Consider the following 20963-nt stretch of genomic DNA (forward strand, 5'->3'; position numbering starts at 1 on the left):
TTTTATTTTGTTTGGATCATTTTTGTTTGATAATCTGTTTCATAATATTCAAGTTCCTCACGAATTAACTGAAATGGTCCTTCAATACTAGACACCATTTCTTTTAACGAGGTAGGAACGGAGTAGGCAAATTTAATCGCATTCCTTCCTGTGTATGCCGCTCTACTATCTTCATACCAATTTTCGATTCTAGGGTTGAAGAACTCTTCAACACAATTATGATAAATCCAAAAAAGGGTTTTTTCTGCAGCTACTTTACGAAAGGTATTACTGTTTAAAATGATTTCACAAGAACTTTTTCCTTCATCACAAAATACATTAACTCTTCTTAAAGAAGCTAAAAGTTCACGATAATAACCTTCTTTTGGTTCCTGTTTTTCAGCGTTTAAATTCGATATCGTTACTTCATTCAAATACTCACTTACAGTTGTACTTATTTTTGCTAGCATTTCGTTCGCTAATGTAATTTGTCCTTTTACAAGACTATTACCCATAAAAATCCCCCTAAATAATTTGTAAAAATAAGATAAAATTAATAGACCATCAACAATTTACTCTATTATACGATAAAAAGTAAGCGAACTGTGAAAATCTAATCAAATAATCAAACTTTTCTCAAATTTTGTTTAATTTTCAACTAAATTCTCTTGAAGCCGTTGAAAAAATAAGTCAGCTTCTTCTAGTGCTGTATCATCTTCCTTTTCTGGAAGTGGAGGTAGTTCTCTTAAGGACTTCAATCCAAAATGATCTAAAAAATCATTCGTTGTTCCGTACAGTATAGCTCGTCCTGTCCCCTCAACTCTACCCACTTCCTTCACTAACACCTTTGATACAAGTGATTGAATAGGGCGCTCGGATTTAACACCTCTGATCTCTTCAATTTCCGCTCTCGTTATCGGTTGTTTATAAGCGACAATTGCCAAAGTTTCTAGTGCTGCTTGCGATAATGTAGCAGAGTTAGGTGAATTAATTAATCTTTTAAAATATGGAGCATGCTCTTGTTTCGTCGTCAATTGATAAACACCAGCTAATTCTACAATTTGCATTCCACGAGTTTCGCTCCTATATTGTTCGATTAAATTTGATAGTAACTCTTTGACCATTACAATATCAATCTCCAGAACATCAGCAATTTGTTTCTCGTCAATCCCTTCTTCACCAGAAATAAAAAGAAGGCCTTCAATAATTGCTTTCATTTCCATTTCATTTAACAAAAGTTTCTTCCTCCCATCTACATACTGAAATATCGCTAAAATTATTGTTTTGTTTACAAATGATTTTTTGTGCTTTCATGAGCTCTAAAACGGCTAAAAAAGTGACGATTAATTGCCCACGTTCTTGATAGTGAAATAACTGATAAAAAGACGTTTTTCCATTCATTTGATTAAGCTGTTCAATGATCTCTTCCATCCTTTTTTCAATCGGAAAATCTTCTCTATTTATTTTGGTTTTTCTCGGAATTTTTTGCTGTTTGCGTTTTAGTAATTGGTTAAAAGCATCAATCATATCATAAATACTTGCATTAATTTTTTGTGGTTCTTGTTTTACTTCTTCCACATAAGGGCTTAGATCGCTAGGTGTTCTGCTATAAATCAACCCGCGCTCTTTTTCTTTCTCTTTTAACGTTTCCGCCGCTCCTTTATAACGCCGGTATTCAATCAAGCGATTCATCAGTTCTTCTCGAGGATCTTCTTCTTCAACAAAATCGTGTTCATCATTAAATAATTCTTCTTCCTGCTTAGGTAACAGCATTTTACTTTTAATAGCGAGTAATGTTGCTGCCATTACTAAATATTCACTAGCTACATCTAATTCTAATATTTGCATCGTATGAATATAATTCATATACTGATCGGTAATTTTTGCTAACGGTATATCGTATATATCAACTTCAGCTTTTGTAATTAAATGAAGGAGTAAATCTAGAGGACCTTCAAAGGCATCTAATTTCACATTATATATATCCATAATTCCACCATTTTCGATTACTTTATTGTTTTACGAAACATAACTCATTAAAACACATCCAATATAATATTATAACATATTAAACTGCCTATCAGAATATATGACAGTATGAATGAACTTTTTATTTCAACAAGAAAAGCGTAGGCGCTGGAGCTAGACAACTGCCATAGTTCAAAAATTTATGCTTGCTTATCTTAGAACAAAATCGCTAACGCGACTTAATTCATCCACACCTAACGAGTTACTAAGAAAGCTTCTGTATACTACATATGTTATATTAATTAAATAGATGACATTGGAAGGAGAAATCAAATGTATCCAAAAGCATATATTGATTATCTAGTTTATTTCCATAGTTTTCGTGATTACTTTGAGTGTCATGAGGCTCTCGAAGAACATTGGAAACAGGAAGGGAAAGCGAATAAAGTTTGGGTAGGGCTCATCCAACTGGCTGTTGCTATGTACCATCATAGACGAGGTAACTTTAAAGGGGCAAATAAACAATTAATGGGAGCTATAAAAATTTTAAAAGAAGAAAAGGGAAAATTATCGGAACTAGGCATTAATGAAACTAAATTAATGGATTTATTATATGCTAAGCAAATTGAAATAAAGAAGCAGCTACCTTATTACTCATTATCCATTCCGCTTAACGATCCAACCGTTATTGAATATTGTAAGAAGAATTCCCAAGAAAAAGGGCGATCTTGGGGTGAGAAAAATATTAAAGTATCAATTGAGCTTATCGACAAACATAAATTAAGAGACCGCTCACAAATTATTGAAGAACGCAAACAGCAACTTAATAGGAAAAGAAACCGTTAGTTACTCACAGTTATCAGAATCACATTTCGCAAAAAATAAAGCTGTCTGGACACTTGGTACAAGTTTCCCATTATAAATTTCTTGTAAGGCTGAGATCATCTCTTTTCCTATCCCTTCTTCTCTAAAAGAAGGATTTACAGAAATATGATTTAGTTGTACAGTATCATCTTCCAATAAAGAAACCCCTACAATTCCGACAATATCTTCATCTTCTTTCCATAAATAGAGCTGCCAACGAGGATCTTCTTCATACTTTTTTATTTTTTGTTGCAGCTTCTTTACATTTTTTTCTTCAGGCATAAAAGCAAGAAGTCCCATAGAAATTTTTTCATAACTGCTTTTGTATTTTATTAACATGTAACATCCCTCTTTATATTATATTCGTAAAAAAATTACACAAAGCAAAATGATTCACCTAAATGCAATCATATGTTTTATAAGCTCAGTTTATTCATATTATACTACGAAAAGCCTGAAGGGTGAAAATATCTTTTTGAAAAAATAAAAGAGGATGTTCCATTGCATTCATCACGTTGTTACTATGATGATGATACTTCAATCGCATTATAACATCCTCTAAATATTTTTTTATTCGAAAGAACGTGTTAAGTTAGCCATTTCAATCGCAGCAGCAGCCGCTTCCCAGCCTTTATTTCCTGCTTTTGTTCCAGCTCGTTCAATCGCTTGTTCAATTGTATCTGTTGTAAGTACTCCGAAAATGACTGGAATATCATTTTGGAGGCTAATAGATGCAACCCCTTTTGAAACCTCACTACAAACATAGTCAAAGTGTGGTGTAGAACCACGAATAACAGTTCCCAAAGTAATTACTGCATCATATTTTTTAGAGTTTGCCATCTTTTTAGCAATTAGTGGTATTTCATAAGCACCTGGTACCCATGCGATATCAACATCAGCTTCGTCAACTCCGTGACGTTTTAGGGCATCCTCCGCTCCTCCTAATAGCTTACTCGTAATAAATTCGTTAAACCTTCCAACAACAATTCCTACTTTTAAACCTGATCCTACTAAATTTCCTTCATAAATGTTTCCCATGTTCTTCTCCTCCAAATATCGTAATTTATTTTCATTCGGTAATTCAAAATTTAAACTTACATATAAAACCAACATGACGATGCACCGTCAAGTATCTATTTTAATACAAAACCCTCGACAGAATTCCTTTACTATCTTCCATGTAAAGTCGGGCGATTTCCTTCTCTTCGCTGTAAACCTCTATCGAGTTTTAGAGGCTCGTTCAGGAAAATCGCCCTCCTTTTTTGTACAAAGACTCCGTAGCACTACCCTCACTAATTTTAAATTTTGAATTTAAAATTTTAAATTTAAAATTCAAAATTCATCTTAAAAGTGGAGCATATGTCCTAGCTTCTGTTGTTTGGCACGTAAATATTTTTCGTTATTAATATTGTGTGGTAGCTGAAGCTGTACGCGGTCTACTACTTCAAGGTCATAGCCTTTTAATCCTTTTATTTTCCTCGGATTATTAGTAAGTAGCTTCATTTTCCTTACGCCAAGGTCTCTTAATATTTGAGCTCCAATTCCATAATCACGTAAATCTGGGGCAAAACCTAACTTTTCATTCGCTTCGACCGTATCGAAGCCTTCCTCTTGAAGCTTGTATGCTTTCATCTTGTTTAACAACCCAATTCCTCTTCCTTCTTGTCGCATATAAAGAAGAATACCCTTTCCTTCTTTCTCTATTTGATCTAGAGCAGCATGAAGTTGTGGGCCGCAATCACAGCGGAATGAAGCAAATACATCACCCGTTAAACATTCAGAATGAACACGTACTAAAGTAGGTTCGTCTGGCGAAATATCACCTTTTACTAAAGCAACATTTTCTTTTCCATCAATAATATTCGAGTATCCGAAGGCTTTAAATGTTCCATATTCAGTCGGTAATGAAATTTCTACTTCGCGATTTACTAACTTATCTTTACGATTTCGATATTGAATTAAATCTTTAATGGTAATCATCTTCAAGTCATGTTCGTCAGCAATTTTTCTTAAATCAGGAACTCTTGCCATCGTTCCATCTTCCTTAATAATCTCACAAATAACTCCAGCTGGTTTAGCCCCAGATAACCTTGCTAAATCAACAGCAGCTTCAGTATGGCCTGCTCGTCTTAAAACTCCACCATCTTTTGCGACTAGCGGAAAAATATGACCAGGCTTTTTAAAGTCACTTCCTTTTGAGTGATCGTCAATTAAAGCAAGAACAGTGTCAGAACGCTCATGAGCAGATATTCCTGTTGTGTTTGTTTTGTGATCAACACTAACTGTAAATGCTGTCCCGTGTGGGTCTGTGTTATGATCAACCATTGGGAGTAATTCTAGCTGCTTTGCTCTATCTTCAGTGATCGGTGCGCATACAAGACCACGACCATGTGTAATCATAAAATTTATCACTTCAGGTGTTGCTTTTTCAGCTATAGCAACAAAGTCCCCTTCATTTTCTCTATCTTCATCATCACACACAATAACCATTTTTCCTTGCATTAATTCATAAATCGCTTCTTCAATTGGATCAAACATAAGATTCCCTCCTTGGTATACTTTCTAAAATCCCCCTAAAAAGAACAAGACATCAAAAGCAAAAGTTGATCATACAAAGCCTTTATGCGAAATATTCCACCATCTAAAATGTAAAAGGAGGGCGATTTCCTTCTCTTCGCTGTAAACCTCTAACGAGTTTTAGAGGCTCGTTCAGAAAATCACCCACCTTTTTTCATACAAAACACCATGACTAGTGCCCATCACCGTCTATATGAAAATTCGGTGTGCTTTTCTTTCCAACTAACCAACTTTTAATTGTTAAGCGATTTCTTATTTAAATCCATGTTCTTCTAAAAAACTCGCTGTTACGTCAGACTTTTTTGGGTTATCTTGAAACCTTTGTTGAATAAATTGTTCAATGTACTTTCCTACCATATCACACTCAAGGTTAACAATATCGCCTGTCCCTTTTTGTCCGATAATTGTTTCAGAAAGAGTATGCGGGATAATTGAAATGGTGAAAGTATCTTCAGTTACCCCAAAAACCGTTAGGCTAGTACCGTCAATCGCAATTGAGCCTTTCATAAGAATATATTTCCTTAATTCTGGAGCGACTTTTATCTCATAATAAACAGCATTATGTTGTCTTTCTTTTTTTACGATTTCACCAATCCCATCGACATGTCCAGAAACAAAGTGTCCGCCAAACCTTCCACCAGCAGCCATTGCCCGTTCAAGATTTACTTTTGACCCACGACTTAGGTGCTTAAGACTCGTATTTCTCACTGTTTCCGGCATCATATCAACTGTAAATCTTTCTTTTTCAAAAGATGTCACCGTTAAACATACACCATTAACAGCAATACTGTCGCCTAAATTAACATCAGAGAGCAACTTTTCAGAGTGGATCGTCATCACTATTGCTTCTCCTGTTTGCTTTATTTGTTCAATAGAACCGACCTCTTCAATGATACCTGTAAACATATTATTCCCCCTTTGGGATTGAAACAATTTTAATATCTTGGCCTAATTGTGTAACTTCTTTAATCATTAATTGAAGTGCATCTCCTAAATTCGGAAAACCAATTCCTGAGAATGATGTTGGCGCACCGCTTCCACCAATTAACTTCGGCGCTATATAAGTAATCACTTCATTGATGCATTTGGAGCGTAAAAAACTATCATTAACAGTACTTCCACCTTCAACAAATAAAGAGGTAATACTTTTTTCTCCTAAACATTTTAAAAGGTCTTCTATGATTATTTTATCACCGGCTAGTTCAATTATTTTTACTCCCAAATTCATTAGTTTTTCTTTTTTATCAAGTGGGGCTTCCCTTGTCGTAACAATCCATGTTTCGGCTTCTTTATCAGTAACGACTTTTGCTTCAACTGGCGTTCTTAGTTGGTGATCTAAAATCACTCGAATTGGGTTTTTACCACCGCTCTTTAATCTAGTCGTTAAGCTAGGATCGTCTTCAAGAACTGTGCCAACCCCAACTAAAATAGCGTCATGCTGATGACGAAGCTTATGAACATCTTCTCGCGCTAACTCACCTGTGATCCATTTACTTTCACCTGTAGTAGTCGCAATTTTCCCATCTAAACTAGTGGCTGTTTTTAAGGTGACGTAAGGAGTTTTCTTATCCACATAATGAAAAAAAACTTCATTTAACTGCTTTGCCTCTGTTTCTAAAACGCCAACTTCAACCTCTATGTTGGCTTCTTGTAGTTTTTTAATACCATTCCCAGCAACTAATGGGTTGGAGTCAAGTGTCGCAATAACAACTCGCTTAATTCCTTTTTCAATAATTAAATCCGCACATGGAGGTGTTTTCCCGTAATGACTACAAGGTTCTAACGTCACATAAATGGTAGCCCCAATAGCCGCTTCACCTGCCATATATAGAGCATGAACTTCGGCATGCCCTCCACCAGCCTTTAAGTGCGCTCCCATCCCTACGACTTTTCCATTATTCACAACGACCGCCCCTACCATTGGGTTAGGAGACGTTTGCCCTCTAGTGTTTTCAGCTAATTGTAATGCTAATTTCATATAAGTTAGATCGTTCATTTTCAGTCATTTCCTTTTAAAAGATTTAATTGTAAATAAAAATCCCTAAAGACATTGGTCCTCAGGGATTAAAAGCATCGCTAAATAAACAGGTAACACCTATATTTTTTCATAAACAAATCTATATCAATTACTCGACATAATCCTGCTTATAACTTATTGTCGGAAAATCATTTCCAACAAATTAAAATATAGAACATACCCATCAATTACACAATACCTTCTCCCATCCAGACTTTACTGTCGGCTTTGGTTTCTCACCAAATCCACCGCTTCACACACATATCGTAAAACGGGTCACGGGCTTAGAAGCAACAGCTTCATCACCGCCGGTTGGGAATTTCACCCGACCCCGAAGGTAGTTAACAAATACAGAAAATATCTGTACTTCTTTAACAACAATATTTAATTGTTTAATTTATTATATCATAAAAGTTGCGAAGCTTGTCTACCTTAACGTCGAAAATTGTTACAAAAACTTGTCATTGAGCTAACCAACAACCAAACTTTTACATACAAAACTGTCATGACGATTTAATCCACACCATCTAATATGTAAAACCCTCATAACGGTAATCGTCACCGAACGAAAAATGTCAGTCACCAGCAATAACTAAATAAAGACAAAGGGAATTCGCCTCTTTACATAGTTTTTATACTAGTGATCTGACACTTATCGAACAATTTCTTTAATTTATTACTCTTCCCAAACTTTAACTTCACTCATAACATCGTTAGGACGAATGCGATCTACAACATCCATTCCTTCAATCACTCGCCCAAATACTGTATGAACTCCATCTAAGTGAGGCTGTGGCTCAAAGAGAATGAAGAATTGGCTACCACCAGTGTTACGACCAGCGTGTGCCATAGAAAGATAACCACGTCCATGCTTGTGTGTATTACCTTCTGTTTCACATTTAATTGTATAACCAGGACCACCTGTTCCATTTCCGACTGGGCAACCACCTTGGGCAACAAAACCAGGAATAACTCGGTGGAACGTTAAACCGTTATAAAAACCTTCGTTAGCAAGCTTTTCGAAGTTTTCTACTGTACCAGGAGCTTCCTCTGGGAAAAATTCAATAACAATCTTTTCTCCATTTTCAAATGCAATACTACCTTTTTTCACGTTATGTATCCTCCTTAAATAGCTTGTATACTTTCGTTTTGAAAGTGCCTTAAATTTAACACACAAATTATTTTACTATATTTCATCAACAAAACACAAATTTATGAATTTCATAAGGTTGAGGCTGTTCCATAAGTATCAGACACTTAAGGAACAGCCCCACTCCTTATAACTAATTATTTTACTTCACAACCATCTAATGAAAGATCAAGACGAACAACGTCTTCGTAAGTTTCACGTTTTACTACTAGAGTACTTTCTCCATTTTCTACAAATACTACTGCTGGTCTTGGAATACGATTATAATTATTCGCCATTGAATATCCGTATGCCCCCGTACAGAAGACCGCTAAAATATCACCTGGTTTAGCAAACGGAAGGGCAATATCCCAGATTAACATATCGCCACTTTCACAACACTTTCCAGCAATAGAGTATGTTTCTTGGTTCGTTTCATTACATCTATTTGCTACAACAGCTTCATACTCTGCTTGATAAAGTGCTGGACGTAAATTATCTGTCATACCTCCATCTACTGAAAGGTAATGTCTAACTTCAGGAATTTCTTTTTCAGAACCCACTGTATACAAAGTTGTCCCTGCGTCTCCAACAAGTGACCTTCCTGGCTCAATCCATACTTCCGGAATTTCGATTGCTAATTTTTCTGCTTGGAATTCGATAGCATCAATCGTTGCATCAACATATTGTGAAACAGGAAGTGGTGTATCACCTTCAATGTAGCGAATACCAAATCCGCCACCAAGATTCAACACTCGCGGTACATAGTTTAACTTCGTTTTCCACTCTGCTAAATATGAGAATATTTTTTCTACAGCTAACGTAAACCCTGTCGTTTCAAAAATTTGTGATCCAATATGACAATGTAACCCTAACAATTGAAACGATTCATCATCAGTTACTTTTTGAATCGCCTCTTCAGCTTGGCCAGTAGTCAAATCGAAGCCAAATTTAGAATCTTCTTGCCCAGTCGAGATGTACTCATGAGTATGAGCTTCAACTCCAGGTGTAATACGAAGTAGTACGGATACGACTTTATTATGCTTTTTTGCAGCTTGTTTTAATAATTCAATTTCAAAAAAATTATCAACAACAAAACAACCAATTCCAGCTTCGACTGCCATATCTATTTCATCATAACTTTTATTATTTCCGTGAAAGTGGATTTTTTCTACTGGAAAGCCTGCCACTAAAGCAGTGTGCAATTCTCCGCCCGAAACGACATCTAAACTTAAATCTAATTCTTTAGCAAGCTGTACCATAGCGACGCAACTAAATGCTTTACTCGCATAAGCTACTTGAGCTTTTATGTTTCTCTTATTAAAAGCTTGCACGAAGTCATATGCCCGTTCTTTAATTAATGCAACATCATAAACGTATAAAGGTGTGCCGTACTGTTCTTGCAATTTTGTTACATCAACACCACCAATTTCTAAATGACCTAAGTCATTTACTGTACTTGTTCCATGTTTGTACATTTATTAAACTCCTCTCAAATCAAACGATATTTTCTCTAATTTATTTGAATTAATGAATTTCATAATTCAATATTATCGCCATAAAGTATCTATATGTAGTTGCGTTAAACCGCTCGCAACTACATATAGTTTGATATGGCTCAATTTAGGAATTTATGAAATTCACTCAAATAGCCTATATAAAAAGGTGACTAATGTAAGTTACATTAGCCACCTGGTAAAAGCTATTCGTAACCTCACGTTTAAGTAGTCCTCCACTGCTTTGGCAGTGACAGTTCGTTATTTATTCAATAACGAACCAGCGAAGATGAAGTGGGCCCCTTCACTTCTTCACTTCGGCAAATTGACCTTTCCAGCTGTTTCAACGCTTCCCTAGCTCCACAGTGTAATCATTCGCATTGCACCTCTACCTCATTAACAAATGAGGAACCTTTATTAAGTTATATCCACAAAATTTATACATAAAATTTTATCATATTTACTTTAACAACGCAATGTGTTAATTTGCTGGTTGCTTATGACGATTTTTCGTATTAACGATGCTAGGTCGCTGCTTTTTAATAGGCACTGATAACCTCACTAAAATATCTAAAAACGCTTTTGGATAAAAAGGTATAAACGGCCATAAATAAGGTGTATCTAACGGCTTCATACTTGCAATGATTAAGATCATCACAGTAAGAGCAATTAAAAATCCAGGTGCTTTAAAGAAGAATACAACAACTAATAATAATAAACGAACAAGCTTTAATGCAATACCTAATTCATAACTAGGCGTAGCAAAAGTACCAATTGCCCCTAAAGCAACGTAAAGAATGACTTCAGGGATGAACAAACCAACTTCTATAGCTATTTCTCCAATTAATAATGCTGCAACTAAACCTAGAGCTGTTGCTAATGGCGAAGGAGTATGAATAGCTGCCATCCGGAGTAGCTCAATCCCGATTTCAGCGATAATAATTTGGGCAAACACTGGTACATTTGTCGTCTCCTCAGGCCCAACAAAGTCTAACATTTCGGGGACCATGTCCGGTTGCATAACTAACAAAAGCCATAACGGTAAGATGAGTAAGGCAAAGATCATGCCTGAAAAGCGTACCCAACGTAAAAACGTACCAATAAGCGGTGCTTGGCGAAACTCTTCAGCGTGCTGAACGTGGTGAAAAAATGTCGTTGGCAATATAATCACACTTGGAGACGCATCTACGAAAATAACAATATGTCCCTCAAGTAAGTGTGTTGCCGCTACATCGGGACGCTCAGTATAACGGACAAGAGGAAAAGGATTTAAACCTTGCTTAACAATGAATTCCTCAACAACTTTATCCGCCATTGTTAAACCGTCAATTTCAATTCCTTCCAGTTCCTTCTTCACTTTCTCAATTAAACTTGGATCAGCGACATCTTTTATGTACGCAACACAAATATCCGTTTTCGAACGAACGCCGACTTGCATTATTTCATGCCTTAATCGTTCGTCTCTAATTCTTCTTCTCGTCAAAGCCGTATTTTCAATAATGTTTTCAGTATAACCATCGCGTGCGCCTCTAACGACTCTTTCAGTATCTGGCTCTTCAGGACCTCTGCCTGGATAACTACGAACATCAATAACTAAAGCCTCTGTCTCACCTTCGATTAAAATAAATATGAGGCCTGATAACATTTGGTCTACAGCTTCATCTAATGTTTTTACTGGTTCTACTTGAACATGAGTTAATCGATTCTCAATTTGCTGTTTCACACGAAGTTCTCGTTTTTCTGCAGCATCCAAAAACATTAATTCTTTTAATAATTCAATAATATTTTGAATATCACAAAGACCATTTACAAAATAAATTTGAACTTCTTTATCTAAGATCGATAATTTTCGAACGCCGACATCAAAACTAGTACCCATTCCAACTTTATCTTTTAGGTATTTTTCGTTTTCGAGGATCGTACTTGAAACTTTTTGCTTCGCATTATCTGCATTGTTTTTTTCAACAATATCATTACTCACGGTACTCGCTCCTTTCTAAAATAAGTTCAACAGCTTTTTTCGTAATTGGAGCCCCCTTATCAATTTCATCTTTCCCTGACATTTTCCCAATATCCCCAATGCCAACAATAAAGGGAATGCCTAGTTCATTTAAGTTATATACCGTATCACCATTTATTCTTCCAACCTCAATATCTGGCAACCCAAATTTATCTACACCATACTCGGTTAAATTCCCATTTCGGTCTATACTGACATCCACTTTTGCCCATTCATTATCATGAGTTTTCGAAGCTACGGCAATTGCTCCAATAATTTTCAACTCACTATGAGTAGCAACATAACGTAATGCCTCCTCACCTGGACCTTCTTCTGTATAACCACAATCGTCAAACATAACAAGCACTGGATCATAAGGCGTTTTATTAATTAAGCGCACTATTTGTTCACCTGATAATTTCGTTGGATTCCCCCACGAATTTGTGATACACCGTCCTCCAATTTCTTTTGCAACAAGTTCTACTGCTTTTCTAGCTGATTCATCACCATCTGTTATTAAGATCACCCTCTTCTTTTCCATGGTTTCATCCTTTCGGTTTGAAAAATATGGCCACTAAAAATCCAAATAAAATCGCAGAGGAAATTCCTGCTGAAGTAACTTCAAAAATCCCCATCCCAATTCCTAAAAATCCAGATCTTTGTGCTTCTATCATCGCACCGTGAACTAAAGAGTGACCAAAACTAGTGATTGGTACGATCGCACCTGCTCCTGCAAAATCAATAAGGCGATCATAAAGGTGAAAACCATCTAAAAGAGCGCCGATAACAACTAAGGAGCTCATCACATGTGCTGGTGAAAACTTGAAAAAATCTAACATTATCTGTCCTACTACACAAATAAGTCCACCAACTGTAAATGCAACTATATACTCCACTACGCACTCTCCTTTCAAGTCTTCATTTCGCTAATTGTAGTAAGAACATCATAATCATAAGTTGCCTTTATAGTTACCAAATTAACTAGTTTTCATTAACGATTCGAGTAATCATCTTCATACTGAAATGAAACACCGTGCGCTATACACGGGATTGATTCGTTTTGTTGAATCATTAATGGATTAAGTAATGCTCCCGTCGCCACTACAAATATTCGACGTAATTCTCCTTTTTTTAATTCATCAAATAAACGGCTGAAAGTAACTACCGCTGAACAGGCACAACCACTACCACCTGAAAAAACTTTTTGATCTGCGCTATAAATTAAAATTCCACAATCATGATGGTTATTATAAATATCAATTCCTTCTTCAAATAATAAGCTCTTTAAAATTGGTGTTCCTACTCTAGATAAATCACCCGTTACAATCGCATCATAGTCTTCAGGTTTTCTCCTTAAGTCTTGTAAGTGAGTTTTAATCGTCTGTACTGCCGCTGGAGCCATTGCAGCTCCCATATTAAAAGGACTTGTTACACCGAGATCTACCACTTTACCAACTGTTGCAGATTCTACTCTTATTTTGGATTTTTTTTTACTCACATATGCAGCGCCTGATCCAGTTACTGTATACATCGCTGTACTCGGTTTTTGTCCACCAAATTCTGTAGGATACCGAAATTGCCGTTCAGCAGTTGCAAAGTGACTACTCACAGCAGTAACGACATGCTCAGCAAAGCCTCCGTCCAATAAGACTGAAGCTAATGTCAAAGCTTCCATTGAAGTTGAGCATGCATTAAACAACCCGAAAAAAGGAATTTCCTTTTCTCTTGCCACATAACTAGCAGTAATATTTTGATTTAACAAATCCCCGCCAAGAAAAAAGTCAATTTCTTCATTTTTTTTATTTGCCTTTTGTAAACATAACTCTATTGCTTCTGACATTAACTTCCGCTCAGCTAATTCCCATGTAGCTTCACCACAATATAAATTATCATAAGATTTGTCGAAACAACCTTTTAGTGGGCCCTCAGCTTCTTTAGGGCCAACAACACTGGCTGAACTTTGAACATATATTCCATTGTTGAATTGCATCGTTTGGCTACGCATTTACTTCCTCCGACTATTTATGAAATTAACGTTTGTACAAGTAAACGAATCATACTTACGATATAGGCAGAAACAACCCCGAAAACAATGACAGCACCAGCAATTTTAAACATATTCCCGGCAATTCCGAGTACAACCCCTTCACTTTTATGTTCTAGAGCACTACTTGAAATGGCATTTGCAAACCCGGTAACCGTGGCAATTGATCCTGCACCAGCAAACTGTCCTATTCGATCATAAATACCTAGCGCCGTTAAAACAGATGCTATTAAAATTAACGTTCCTAGCATTGCACTAGCTACCGTTTTTTCTGTTAAGTCAAAATAATAAATATAAAGATTCGCTATCCCTTGCCCAATTGCACAAATCACTCCCCCAATCAAAAAAGCTTTAAAGCAGTTTTTAAAATAGGAGGGCTTAGGCTGGAATGGTTCGATCGCTTTTTTATATTTTTTTTTATTTTTTTCCAATTGATCTTGATCCATAGTTACCCCTTCTTATCTATCTACAAAGTAGATCCAGTGAAATAAAGATCCTAAAATTTTGCCAAAAACAATCGCCATTAATAAATAAGTAATTTTATCTGCAACTCCGACACGTTTAGCTAGTATCGGGAAAACATTTAACACCTCTGTTAATGCGGCTGCTAATAAACCTACAAAAACACCAGCAAAAAGACCAACAAAAGCTGTTGTTATGCTAGGTAATTGAAAAGTCGGCTCCCATAAACTTAACCACGAGCCAGTTATAGCACCTACAACGACTGCCCATTCATAATACCTAATAAAGTTTTTCGTCTTCGTAAGTTGAGTTAATCGAGGAATTACTCCTAAAACCGTTAAAAAGGCAACAAAGCCTGCTCCAACTGCTAACCCACCACTTAAACCGATAAGCATGGAAACTAAATAATTAATGATCATTGATTTTTGTTTCACTTTCACCATTTTCGTGGATAGAAACATAGTGATCTAACGCCTGTTGATAATTAAACATTTCAACTTCTAAAGGACTCGGCTCTTCATTAATTCGTTTTTTAAATAAATGATTAAAAAATAAAACCATCCCTAATCCAAGGCCAATTGAGTATGGTATTTGTAATAATAGCGGTTTCGGATCATCCTCTCCTGTAATGATTGTATAGAGCTTCCGGTGAACTTCCTGCATGCTTACATCTTCATGGAAATTCATGACCGCAAGGCCTGCTCCAATGAATAATAAGACCCATATCATTAAAAAAAAGAGCGGTCTTAAAGGTTTTTTCTTTATATAAACCTCAATAATCGTTTGTGCTGCTCCCATTGTTTGAACTTCAATATTCGGATATTTTTCATTTATAGCTTTAATAACCTTCATGACATCTATAACAATGAATTTCCTATCTTCTTTTATTACTTGGTGAATCGGTATAACATTTACTAATTGACGAACGTTATCACTTGCGACAATTTGAGCTAAATCACCCACTTTTACCGTTTGTGAATTAACAGCTTGTACCCTATGGCGCATTCGTATGTAAACAATCTCATCCTTCATTTATCCCCCACCTTTATAGAAAAGTGTAAGCGCCTTGATCAGCCCTAAAAGCGCTGGAGAGCCAGCGAGAGTTTATCCCCTCTTGAATTGACTTCTTCGAGTAGATAAACATCGGTGGATCGAAGCGCTCGAGAAGCTAGGCGCTGAAACTAGACATTGAAAAGTGTAAGCGCCTTGATTGTATACTACTGATTGTTTTTTAGTATGGATGGAACACCTCCATCTCATGCGTTTAATTAGAAAAACAAGACTTGTCTCAATCGATAAGCTTAAAAACACAAAGACCAAATGGCTAGTCAGCCATTTGGTCTTTGTGTTTAAATAAAATATTTTTTGAAATCTATTCAGACTGATTGAAAACGCTTGTCAGACGAGGCGTGAACCCTTGAGGACAGCGGAGTTACCATAGAGGGTAATGAGCATGAACTCAAGGGTGAACAACGACGTGTGCAAGCGTTTGCGGGCAGTCTGAGGCCAAATGGCTAGTCAGCCATTTGGTCTTTTATTTGCTTTAGTATTTTCTTTTCAAGCCTAGAAACTTGCACTTGGGAAATTCCTAACCGCTCAGCAACTTCAGACTGAGTTTGGTCTTTATAATATCTCAAGTATACGATTAATCGTTCACGCTCATTTAAATGGCGAATTGCTTCTTTTAAAGCAATTTTTTCAAACCATTTATTTTCTGTTTGATCCGCAATTTGATCTAAGAGAGTGATTGGATCACCGTCGTTTTCGTATACCGTTTCATGGATAGAAGATAAGCTTCTACTTGCTTCTTGAGCAAAGACAACTTCTTCAGGAGTTATGTCTAGCTTTTCTGCAATCTCAGCTACAGTTGGTACACGACCTAACGTTTTCGACAGTTCATCTTTCATTTTCCTAATTTTATTCGCAGTTTCTTTTAATGATCGACTTACTTTTACTGTACCATCATCTCTTAAAAACCTTTGAATTTCTCCGATAATCATCGGAACTGCGTAAGTAGAAAACTTTACATCATAAGACAAATCAAATTTATCGACAGATTTAATTAAACCGATACAACCAATTTGAAACAAGTCTTCCGGGTCATACCCACGATTCAAAAAGCGCTGTACTACTGACCAAACTAATCTTGTATTACGATTTACAATAATATCTCTTGCGTCTTGATCGCCAGTTTGGCTTTTAGCGATTAAAGCTTTTACCTCTTCATCTGTTAAGTACGTTTCTTTTTTTTCGTTTTTTACCTCCACATCCATAAGCAGAACCCCTTAATTGCATAAAGCTTTACTTTTTGAAAGTAACTTCGTTAAATGAACTGTTGTTCCAGCTAACGGATTTGAAACAACTTTGATTTCATCCATAAAGTTTTCCATAATTGTAAAGCCCATGCCAGATCTTTCTAACTCTGGTTTGGTTGTATACAATGGTTGTCTTGCTTCATCGATGTCGTCGATACCAATACCTTCGTCTTTAATTGAAATTTTTACCACATCATTTTCAAGTAGAACTGATATATACACAATGCCCTCAGGGTTATTTTGATAACCGTGAATAATCGAATTAGTTACAGCTTCAGAAACAACGGTTTTTATTTCAGTTAACTCATCCATTGTTGGATCTAATTGAGCAACAAATGCTCCGACAGTTACTCGAGCAAACGATTCATTTTGACTAAGGGCGGAAAACTGAAGTTCCATAATGTTTTTCATTATGCCACCCCCAATGTTTCTAGTGCAAATTGCTCATTGTCAGCTAATCTAACAATCTTAAATAATCCAGACATTTCGAATAAACGTTTTATCGGAGGCGTAATCGAGCAAACAACCATTTCTCCACCATTATTTGTTATTTGCTTATATCGTCCTAAAATGACACCCAACCCTGAACTATCCATAAATGATAAGTGTTCTAAATTAAAAACTAAGTGCTTGTATTTCCCTGTTTGTAATTCACTATCAACTTCTTTTCGTAACATTTCACTAGAATGATGATCTAACTCTCCATTTAATCTTACACAAAGTATCGCGTCTTTTTTCTCCATTTTAATGGTTAAGCTCACTTACACTCACTCCCTATCATAAATAAACATTTACTTCACAATTTTTCTTAAAAGCTTAATTAATCCATAGCAAGAAAACTACTTTTACTTTAAAACGTTAATGAATTTCATAATTCAATATTATTGCCATTAAGTCTCTATATGTAGTGCGTTAAACCGCTCGCAACTATATATAGTTTGATATGGCACAATTAAGATAATTATGAAATTCACATATTAAAAAGTAAAAGTATTATTCTTAAGAAATATTGTGCTAGAAAGTGATTTCTATAAAGTTGTCTTTCAATCCTTCTTACTGACAAAACTAGTGCTTATTCGGCAATAATAGAAAATTATTTTATGAAGGGTACTCATTTTTATTAGAAGGTATCTATACAAGATCTCTCAAGACGATCAATCGTCACCATTAATTATGTGAAAATTCCGGACGGTTTCACTCACTTCGCCGTGACCTTCTAACGAATCTCAGACGCTCGTTCGCGAAACTCGCCCGTCATTTGTTTTACATAAAAAACGATCCTGACGATATACCGTCAATTTTTAACATAAAAATCAGGTAAATCAGGTTTTTCCATTCCAACTTACCAACTGTCCAACTACAAAATGAGTACTCCTAAATTTCACATTACGATTTACCACCAAACTTTGCAGTTGTTCGTTTGAAAAGTTGCCACCAAGAAGCGACTCCAACATCATCATTCGCTACTAGAGGTACTTCAGCTAAAGTCTTCCCTTCTTTTTCAAGGCGGAGCAAACCAATTTGATCACCTTTTTTAATCGGTGCTTTTAAATTCTTATCTAGAGAAATATCTTCTTCCACATTTTCAATATTTTCTCCCTTTTTCGTTAATACAGAAACCGTTTCCGAAGTTACTACTTCAACTGAAGGCTTTTGGCCTTTACTAACTTTCGATTCGGTGATCACGTGACCTCGTTCATAAAGGTTGTGTGTAGTATATTGACTAAATGAATAATCTAACATTTCAGTTATTTGCCGATTTCGTTCTTTTGGTGTTTCAGCTCCCATGACAACCGCAATTACACGCATATCATTTTTCTTAGCTGTAACAGTTAAACAATATTTTGCTTCACGAGTATATCCTGTTTTCAGGCCATCTACCCCTGGGTAAAACTTAACTAATTTATTAGTATTAACAAGCCAAAATTTATTATCTGTATCTTGCCTCAAATAATCTTCATACAAACTAGTGTAAGCGAGGACATCTTCATATTTTAACAGTTCCTTTGAAATGATCGCCAAATCAAAAGCCGTAGTATAATGATTTTCGGCAGGTAAACCATTTGAATTTAAAAAGTTAGTATCGGTTAACCCAAGCTCTTTTGCTCTATCATTCATCATTGCTACAAAATTTTCTTCGGAACCGGCTAAGTGCTCAGCCATTGCTACTGATGCATCATTTCCTGATGCAATCGCAATACCTTTAAGCATTTCTTCAACTGTCATTTCTTCACCAACTTCTAAGAAAATCTGCGATCCTCCCATTGAAGCTGCCCGTTCACTTGTTCTTACTTTTTCATCAAGTGTTATTTTCCCTTGATCTAATGCTTCCATGATTAAAAGCATTGTCATAATCTTTGTCATACTTGCTGGTGGTAGCTTTTCGTTACTATTTTTCTCAAACAAAATAGTCCCGGTATCTCGCTCCATTAAGATAGCTGATGATGACTCTTTTGCTAAGTTTACTTTTCCTTCCTCAGCAATTGCTGTTAATGGAAAAGTAGACAGCAGTAATGTTACCGCTAAAAAACGAACAAAAAATCCCCTCATTATCAATATCCCTCCATTCTATTCTCTAGCATTTTTTCCACTTCCCCCTTTTTTATACAGCTTATGGAAAAAATAAGTACTAATTTATAAAAAGTCTGGCACGAGCACCCAAACCAACTATCCAACTATCCAACAAAAAAAGATGCCATTGCCCACAAAAAATAGGGTAATGACATCCTTTAAAAATTAGTTATCTTATTTCTTTATAAATTAACGTTGGAGCACTTACTTCTTCGTCAGAAATTTTGTACGATTCATAAACTCTTTTTAAGCATTCGTCAACATTTTCTTGATTGCTATGAAGTGTTAAAAGCGGTTCACCTTGATTTACGTAGTCTCCAATTTTTTTGCGTAGTTCAATTCCTACCGCTAAGTCAATCACTGATTCTTTTGTCGCACGCCCTGCACCTAAAATCATTGCTGCAACACCAACTTTATCGGCAATGATTTCGGAAACGTAACCAGACTGTTTTGCCTGCACATCAATTTTATACTTTGCTGTTGGCAATTTACTTACATCATCAACAACAGAAACGTCGCCACCTTGTGCGCTTAAAAATGTTTTAAACGTTTCTAAAGCTTTTCCTGAGGAAATTGCTTCTTCTAGCTGTTCACGAGCTTCAGTTAACGTTTTCGCTCCTCCTCCAAGAACTACCATTTGACTACCTAAATTTAAGCAAAGCTCCATTAAATCACTTGGACCTTCACCTTTTAACGTATTAATTGCTTCTTTTACCTCTAGTGCATTTCCAATAGCAAAGCCGAGAGGTTGGCTCATATCAGAAATAACGGCAATCGTATTCCTACCTAAGTTATTTCCGATATCAACCATTGCTTTTGCTAACTCTTCAGCTTGCCTTAATTCCTTCATAAATGCTCCAGCACCCGTTTTTACATCCAAAACAATCGCATCGGCTCCTGAAGCTATTTTTTTACTCATGATCGAGCTTGCAATTAAAGGGATTGAGTTAACTGTTGCAGTAACATCTCTTAACCCATAAAGCTTTTTATCAGCTGGTGTTAAATTGCCACTTTGACCGACAACTGCTACTTTATTTTTATTTACTAAATCAACAAATTGCTCACTCGTTATTTCGACAGAGAACCCTGTTACAGCTTCTAATTTATCAATTGTTCCTCCTGTATGACCTAAGCCTCTACCGCTCATTTTAGCAACCGGAATTCCGACACTAGCCACTAGAGGGGCGAGTACAAGTGTCGTTGTATCTCCTACACCGCCAGTACTATGCTTATCTACCTTTACACCTTCAATAGCTGTTAAATCAATTTTATCTCCTGATTCAACCATCGCCATCGTTAGTGCTGCTCGCTCATCATCACTCATATTTTGAAAGAAAACAGCCATTGCAAAAGCACTCATTTGATATTCTGGTATTTCTTCTTTTGTATATCCTTCAATGATAAAATTAATTTCATCTTTAGAAAGCTCGACACCATCACGTTTTTTTTCTATTAAATCTACCATTCTCATCGATCTCACCCATTTCTTAGTATTGAGTTTGAAGTTTTGAAGTTTTGAGTGTTGAGTGTTGAGTTAACTTT

General features: G+C 36.0%; 23 protein-coding genes and 2 riboswitches. Of the genes, 1 reads left to right on the plus strand and 22 read right to left on the minus strand.

What is annotated here, in order from left to right; all coding sequences use genetic code 11:
* Nucleotides 1-2: 2 nt before the first annotated feature.
* From BKP35_RS02730 to BKP35_RS02740, 3 genes are all read right to left on the minus strand, one after another.
* A complete protein-coding gene (locus BKP35_RS02730) occupies nucleotides 3-494 on the minus strand; it encodes a DUF3907 family protein (protein ID WP_071311843.1) in 492 nt (163 codons plus the stop codon).
* Between the two features lie 132 nt (nucleotides 495-626).
* A complete protein-coding gene (scpB, locus tag BKP35_RS02735; RefSeq protein WP_071312226.1) occupies nucleotides 627-1202 on the minus strand; it encodes an SMC-Scp complex subunit ScpB in 576 nt (191 codons plus the stop codon).
* A 1-nt stretch (nucleotide 1203) separates the two neighbouring features.
* The gene (locus BKP35_RS02740) at nucleotides 1204-1968 is read right to left on the minus strand and encodes a segregation/condensation protein A (RefSeq protein ID WP_071311844.1); all 765 of its coding nucleotides are present in this window, start codon (nucleotides 1966-1968) and stop codon (nucleotides 1204-1206) included.
* A 312-nt stretch (nucleotides 1969-2280) separates the two neighbouring features.
* Here BKP35_RS02740 and BKP35_RS02745 point away from each other — a divergent pair, with 312 nt between their 5' ends.
* Nucleotides 2281-2793 carry a DUF309 domain-containing protein gene (locus tag BKP35_RS02745; protein WP_071311845.1) on the plus strand — a complete coding sequence of 171 codons (513 nt, stop codon included), beginning with the start codon at nucleotides 2281-2283 and terminating at the stop codon, nucleotides 2791-2793.
* On the opposite strand, the gene BKP35_RS02750 is transcribed toward BKP35_RS02745, so the two are convergent.
* The 19 genes from BKP35_RS02750 to BKP35_RS02840 all read right to left on the minus strand — a co-directional run bounded on the left by BKP35_RS02750 (nucleotide 2794) and on the right by BKP35_RS02840 (nucleotide 20892).
* On the minus strand, nucleotides 2794-3150 hold the full coding sequence (locus BKP35_RS02750; RefSeq protein ID WP_071311846.1) for a GNAT family N-acetyltransferase: 357 nt from the start codon (nucleotides 3148-3150) through the stop codon (nucleotides 2794-2796). It abuts the gene before it with no gap.
* A gap of 231 nt (nucleotides 3151-3381) precedes the next feature.
* Complete coding sequence (gene ribH / locus BKP35_RS02755; RefSeq protein WP_071311847.1) at nucleotides 3382-3849, minus strand: 6,7-dimethyl-8-ribityllumazine synthase; 468 nt, start codon at nucleotides 3847-3849, stop codon at nucleotides 3382-3384.
* Between the two features lie 306 nt (nucleotides 3850-4155).
* Nucleotides 4156-5349 carry a bifunctional 3,4-dihydroxy-2-butanone-4-phosphate synthase/GTP cyclohydrolase II gene (locus tag BKP35_RS02760; RefSeq protein WP_071311848.1) on the minus strand — a complete coding sequence of 398 codons (1194 nt, stop codon included), beginning with the start codon at nucleotides 5347-5349 and terminating at the stop codon, nucleotides 4156-4158.
* A gap of 291 nt (nucleotides 5350-5640) precedes the next feature.
* On the minus strand, nucleotides 5641-6294 hold the full coding sequence (gene ribE / locus BKP35_RS02765; RefSeq protein ID WP_071311849.1) for a riboflavin synthase: 654 nt from the start codon (nucleotides 6292-6294) through the stop codon (nucleotides 5641-5643).
* Nucleotide 6295: 1 nt separating this feature from the next.
* Entirely contained in the window at nucleotides 6296-7384 is a 1089-nt protein-coding gene (gene ribD / locus BKP35_RS02770) for a bifunctional diaminohydroxyphosphoribosylaminopyrimidine deaminase/5-amino-6-(5-phosphoribosylamino)uracil reductase RibD (protein WP_071311850.1), read from the minus strand.
* A gap of 214 nt (nucleotides 7385-7598) precedes the next feature.
* A riboswitch (FMN riboswitch) is annotated at nucleotides 7599-7748 on the minus strand.
* A 333-nt stretch (nucleotides 7749-8081) separates the two neighbouring features.
* Nucleotides 8082-8516 carry a peptidylprolyl isomerase gene (locus tag BKP35_RS02775; RefSeq protein ID WP_071311851.1) on the minus strand — a complete coding sequence of 145 codons (435 nt, stop codon included), beginning with the start codon at nucleotides 8514-8516 and terminating at the stop codon, nucleotides 8082-8084.
* Nucleotides 8517-8692: 176 nt separating this feature from the next.
* Nucleotides 8693-10012 carry a diaminopimelate decarboxylase gene (gene lysA / locus BKP35_RS02780; protein WP_071311852.1) on the minus strand — a complete coding sequence of 440 codons (1320 nt, stop codon included), beginning with the start codon at nucleotides 10010-10012 and terminating at the stop codon, nucleotides 8693-8695.
* 239 nt (nucleotides 10013-10251) lie between these two features.
* Nucleotides 10252-10429: riboswitch (Lysine riboswitch) on the minus strand.
* An 82-nt stretch (nucleotides 10430-10511) separates the two neighbouring features.
* Nucleotides 10512-12011, minus strand: coding sequence for a spore germination protein (locus BKP35_RS02785; protein WP_281244170.1), 1500 nt, complete (start codon nucleotides 12009-12011; stop codon nucleotides 10512-10514).
* On the minus strand, nucleotides 12004-12570 hold the full coding sequence (gene spoVAEA / locus BKP35_RS02790; RefSeq protein WP_071311853.1) for a stage V sporulation protein SpoVABEA: 567 nt from the start codon (nucleotides 12568-12570) through the stop codon (nucleotides 12004-12006). Before spoVAEA ends, BKP35_RS02785 begins: the two co-directional genes overlap by 8 nt.
* A 4-nt stretch (nucleotides 12571-12574) precedes the next feature.
* Complete coding sequence (gene spoVAE / locus BKP35_RS02795) at nucleotides 12575-12925, minus strand: stage V sporulation protein AE (RefSeq protein ID WP_071311854.1); 351 nt, start codon at nucleotides 12923-12925, stop codon at nucleotides 12575-12577.
* A 95-nt stretch (nucleotides 12926-13020) separates the two neighbouring features.
* Nucleotides 13021-14034, minus strand: coding sequence for a stage V sporulation protein AD (spoVAD, locus tag BKP35_RS02800; RefSeq protein ID WP_071311855.1), 1014 nt, complete (start codon nucleotides 14032-14034; stop codon nucleotides 13021-13023).
* A gap of 17 nt (nucleotides 14035-14051) precedes the next feature.
* The gene (gene spoVAC / locus BKP35_RS02805) at nucleotides 14052-14504 is read right to left on the minus strand and encodes a stage V sporulation protein AC (RefSeq protein WP_245741853.1); all 453 of its coding nucleotides are present in this window, start codon (nucleotides 14502-14504) and stop codon (nucleotides 14052-14054) included.
* 27 nt (nucleotides 14505-14531) lie between these two features.
* Nucleotides 14532-14954: a stage V sporulation protein AB gene (locus tag BKP35_RS02810; protein ID WP_071311857.1), complete on the minus strand. Its 423-nt coding sequence runs from the start codon at nucleotides 14952-14954 to the stop codon at nucleotides 14532-14534.
* The gene (locus BKP35_RS02815) at nucleotides 14944-15567 is read right to left on the minus strand and encodes a stage V sporulation protein AA (protein WP_071311858.1); all 624 of its coding nucleotides are present in this window, start codon (nucleotides 15565-15567) and stop codon (nucleotides 14944-14946) included. Before BKP35_RS02815 ends, BKP35_RS02810 begins: the two co-directional genes overlap by 11 nt.
* A 482-nt stretch (nucleotides 15568-16049) precedes the next feature.
* Nucleotides 16050-16808: an RNA polymerase sporulation sigma factor SigF gene (gene sigF, locus BKP35_RS02820; RefSeq protein ID WP_071311859.1), complete on the minus strand. Its 759-nt coding sequence runs from the start codon at nucleotides 16806-16808 to the stop codon at nucleotides 16050-16052.
* A 12-nt stretch (nucleotides 16809-16820) separates the two neighbouring features.
* Nucleotides 16821-17261 carry an anti-sigma F factor gene (gene spoIIAB, locus BKP35_RS02825; protein WP_071311860.1) on the minus strand — a complete coding sequence of 147 codons (441 nt, stop codon included), beginning with the start codon at nucleotides 17259-17261 and terminating at the stop codon, nucleotides 16821-16823.
* The gene (spoIIAA, locus tag BKP35_RS02830; protein WP_071311861.1) at nucleotides 17261-17611 is read right to left on the minus strand and encodes an anti-sigma F factor antagonist; all 351 of its coding nucleotides are present in this window, start codon (nucleotides 17609-17611) and stop codon (nucleotides 17261-17263) included. The genes spoIIAB and spoIIAA overlap by 1 nt, the downstream gene beginning before the upstream one ends.
* Before the next feature lie 625 nt (nucleotides 17612-18236).
* A complete protein-coding gene (locus tag BKP35_RS02835) occupies nucleotides 18237-19400 on the minus strand; it encodes a D-alanyl-D-alanine carboxypeptidase family protein (protein ID WP_071311862.1) in 1164 nt (387 codons plus the stop codon).
* A gap of 190 nt (nucleotides 19401-19590) precedes the next feature.
* Nucleotides 19591-20892: a pyrimidine-nucleoside phosphorylase gene (locus BKP35_RS02840; protein WP_071311863.1), complete on the minus strand. Its 1302-nt coding sequence runs from the start codon at nucleotides 20890-20892 to the stop codon at nucleotides 19591-19593.
* Between the last annotated feature and the right edge of the window lie 71 nt (nucleotides 20893-20963).

Origin of the sequence: Anaerobacillus arseniciselenatis (assembly GCF_001865995.1) — a bacterium.
Taxonomy (GTDB): domain Bacteria; phylum Bacillota; class Bacilli; order Bacillales; family Anaerobacillaceae; genus Anaerobacillus; species Anaerobacillus arseniciselenatis.

Excerpts from the sequence above, each read along its gene's own strand:
- BKP35_RS02730 (WP_071311843.1), bottom strand. The coding sequence starts at position 494 with ATGGGTAATAGTCTTGTAAAAGGACAAATTACATTAGCGAACGAAATG.
- scpB (WP_071312226.1), bottom strand. The coding sequence starts at position 1,202 with ATGGAAATGAAAGCAATTATTGAAGGCCTTCTTTTTATTTCTGGTGAA.
- BKP35_RS02740 (WP_071311844.1), bottom strand. The coding sequence starts at position 1,968 with ATGGATATATATAATGTGAAATTAGATGCCTTTGAAGGTCCTCTAGAT.
- BKP35_RS02745 (WP_071311845.1), top strand. The coding sequence starts at position 2,281 with ATGTATCCAAAAGCATATATTGATTATCTAGTTTATTTCCATAGTTTT.
- BKP35_RS02750 (WP_071311846.1), bottom strand. The coding sequence starts at position 3,150 with ATGTTAATAAAATACAAAAGCAGTTATGAAAAAATTTCTATGGGACTT.
- ribH (WP_071311847.1), bottom strand. The coding sequence starts at position 3,849 with ATGGGAAACATTTATGAAGGAAATTTAGTAGGATCAGGTTTAAAAGTA.
- BKP35_RS02760 (WP_071311848.1), bottom strand. The coding sequence starts at position 5,349 with ATGTTTGATCCAATTGAAGAAGCGATTTATGAATTAATGCAAGGAAAA.
- ribE (WP_071311849.1), bottom strand. The coding sequence starts at position 6,294 with ATGTTTACAGGTATCATTGAAGAGGTCGGTTCTATTGAACAAATAAAG.
- ribD (WP_071311850.1), bottom strand. The coding sequence starts at position 7,384 with ATGAACGATCTAACTTATATGAAATTAGCATTACAATTAGCTGAAAAC.
- lysA (WP_071311852.1), bottom strand. The coding sequence starts at position 10,012 with ATGTACAAACATGGAACAAGTACAGTAAATGACTTAGGTCATTTAGAA.
- spoVAEA (WP_071311853.1), bottom strand. The coding sequence starts at position 12,570 with ATGGAAAAGAAGAGGGTGATCTTAATAACAGATGGTGATGAATCAGCT.
- spoVAD (WP_071311855.1), bottom strand. The coding sequence starts at position 14,034 with ATGCGTAGCCAAACGATGCAATTCAACAATGGAATATATGTTCAAAGT.
- BKP35_RS02810 (WP_071311857.1), bottom strand. The coding sequence starts at position 14,954 with ATGATCATTAATTATTTAGTTTCCATGCTTATCGGTTTAAGTGGTGGG.
- BKP35_RS02815 (WP_071311858.1), bottom strand. The coding sequence starts at position 15,567 with ATGAAGGATGAGATTGTTTACATACGAATGCGCCATAGGGTACAAGCT.
- sigF (WP_071311859.1), bottom strand. The coding sequence starts at position 16,808 with ATGGATGTGGAGGTAAAAAACGAAAAAAAAGAAACGTACTTAACAGAT.
- spoIIAB (WP_071311860.1), bottom strand. The coding sequence starts at position 17,261 with ATGAAAAACATTATGGAACTTCAGTTTTCCGCCCTTAGTCAAAATGAA.
- BKP35_RS02835 (WP_071311862.1), bottom strand. The coding sequence starts at position 19,400 with ATGAGGGGATTTTTTGTTCGTTTTTTAGCGGTAACATTACTGCTGTCT.
- BKP35_RS02840 (WP_071311863.1), bottom strand. The coding sequence starts at position 20,892 with ATGAGAATGGTAGATTTAATAGAAAAAAAACGTGATGGTGTCGAGCTT.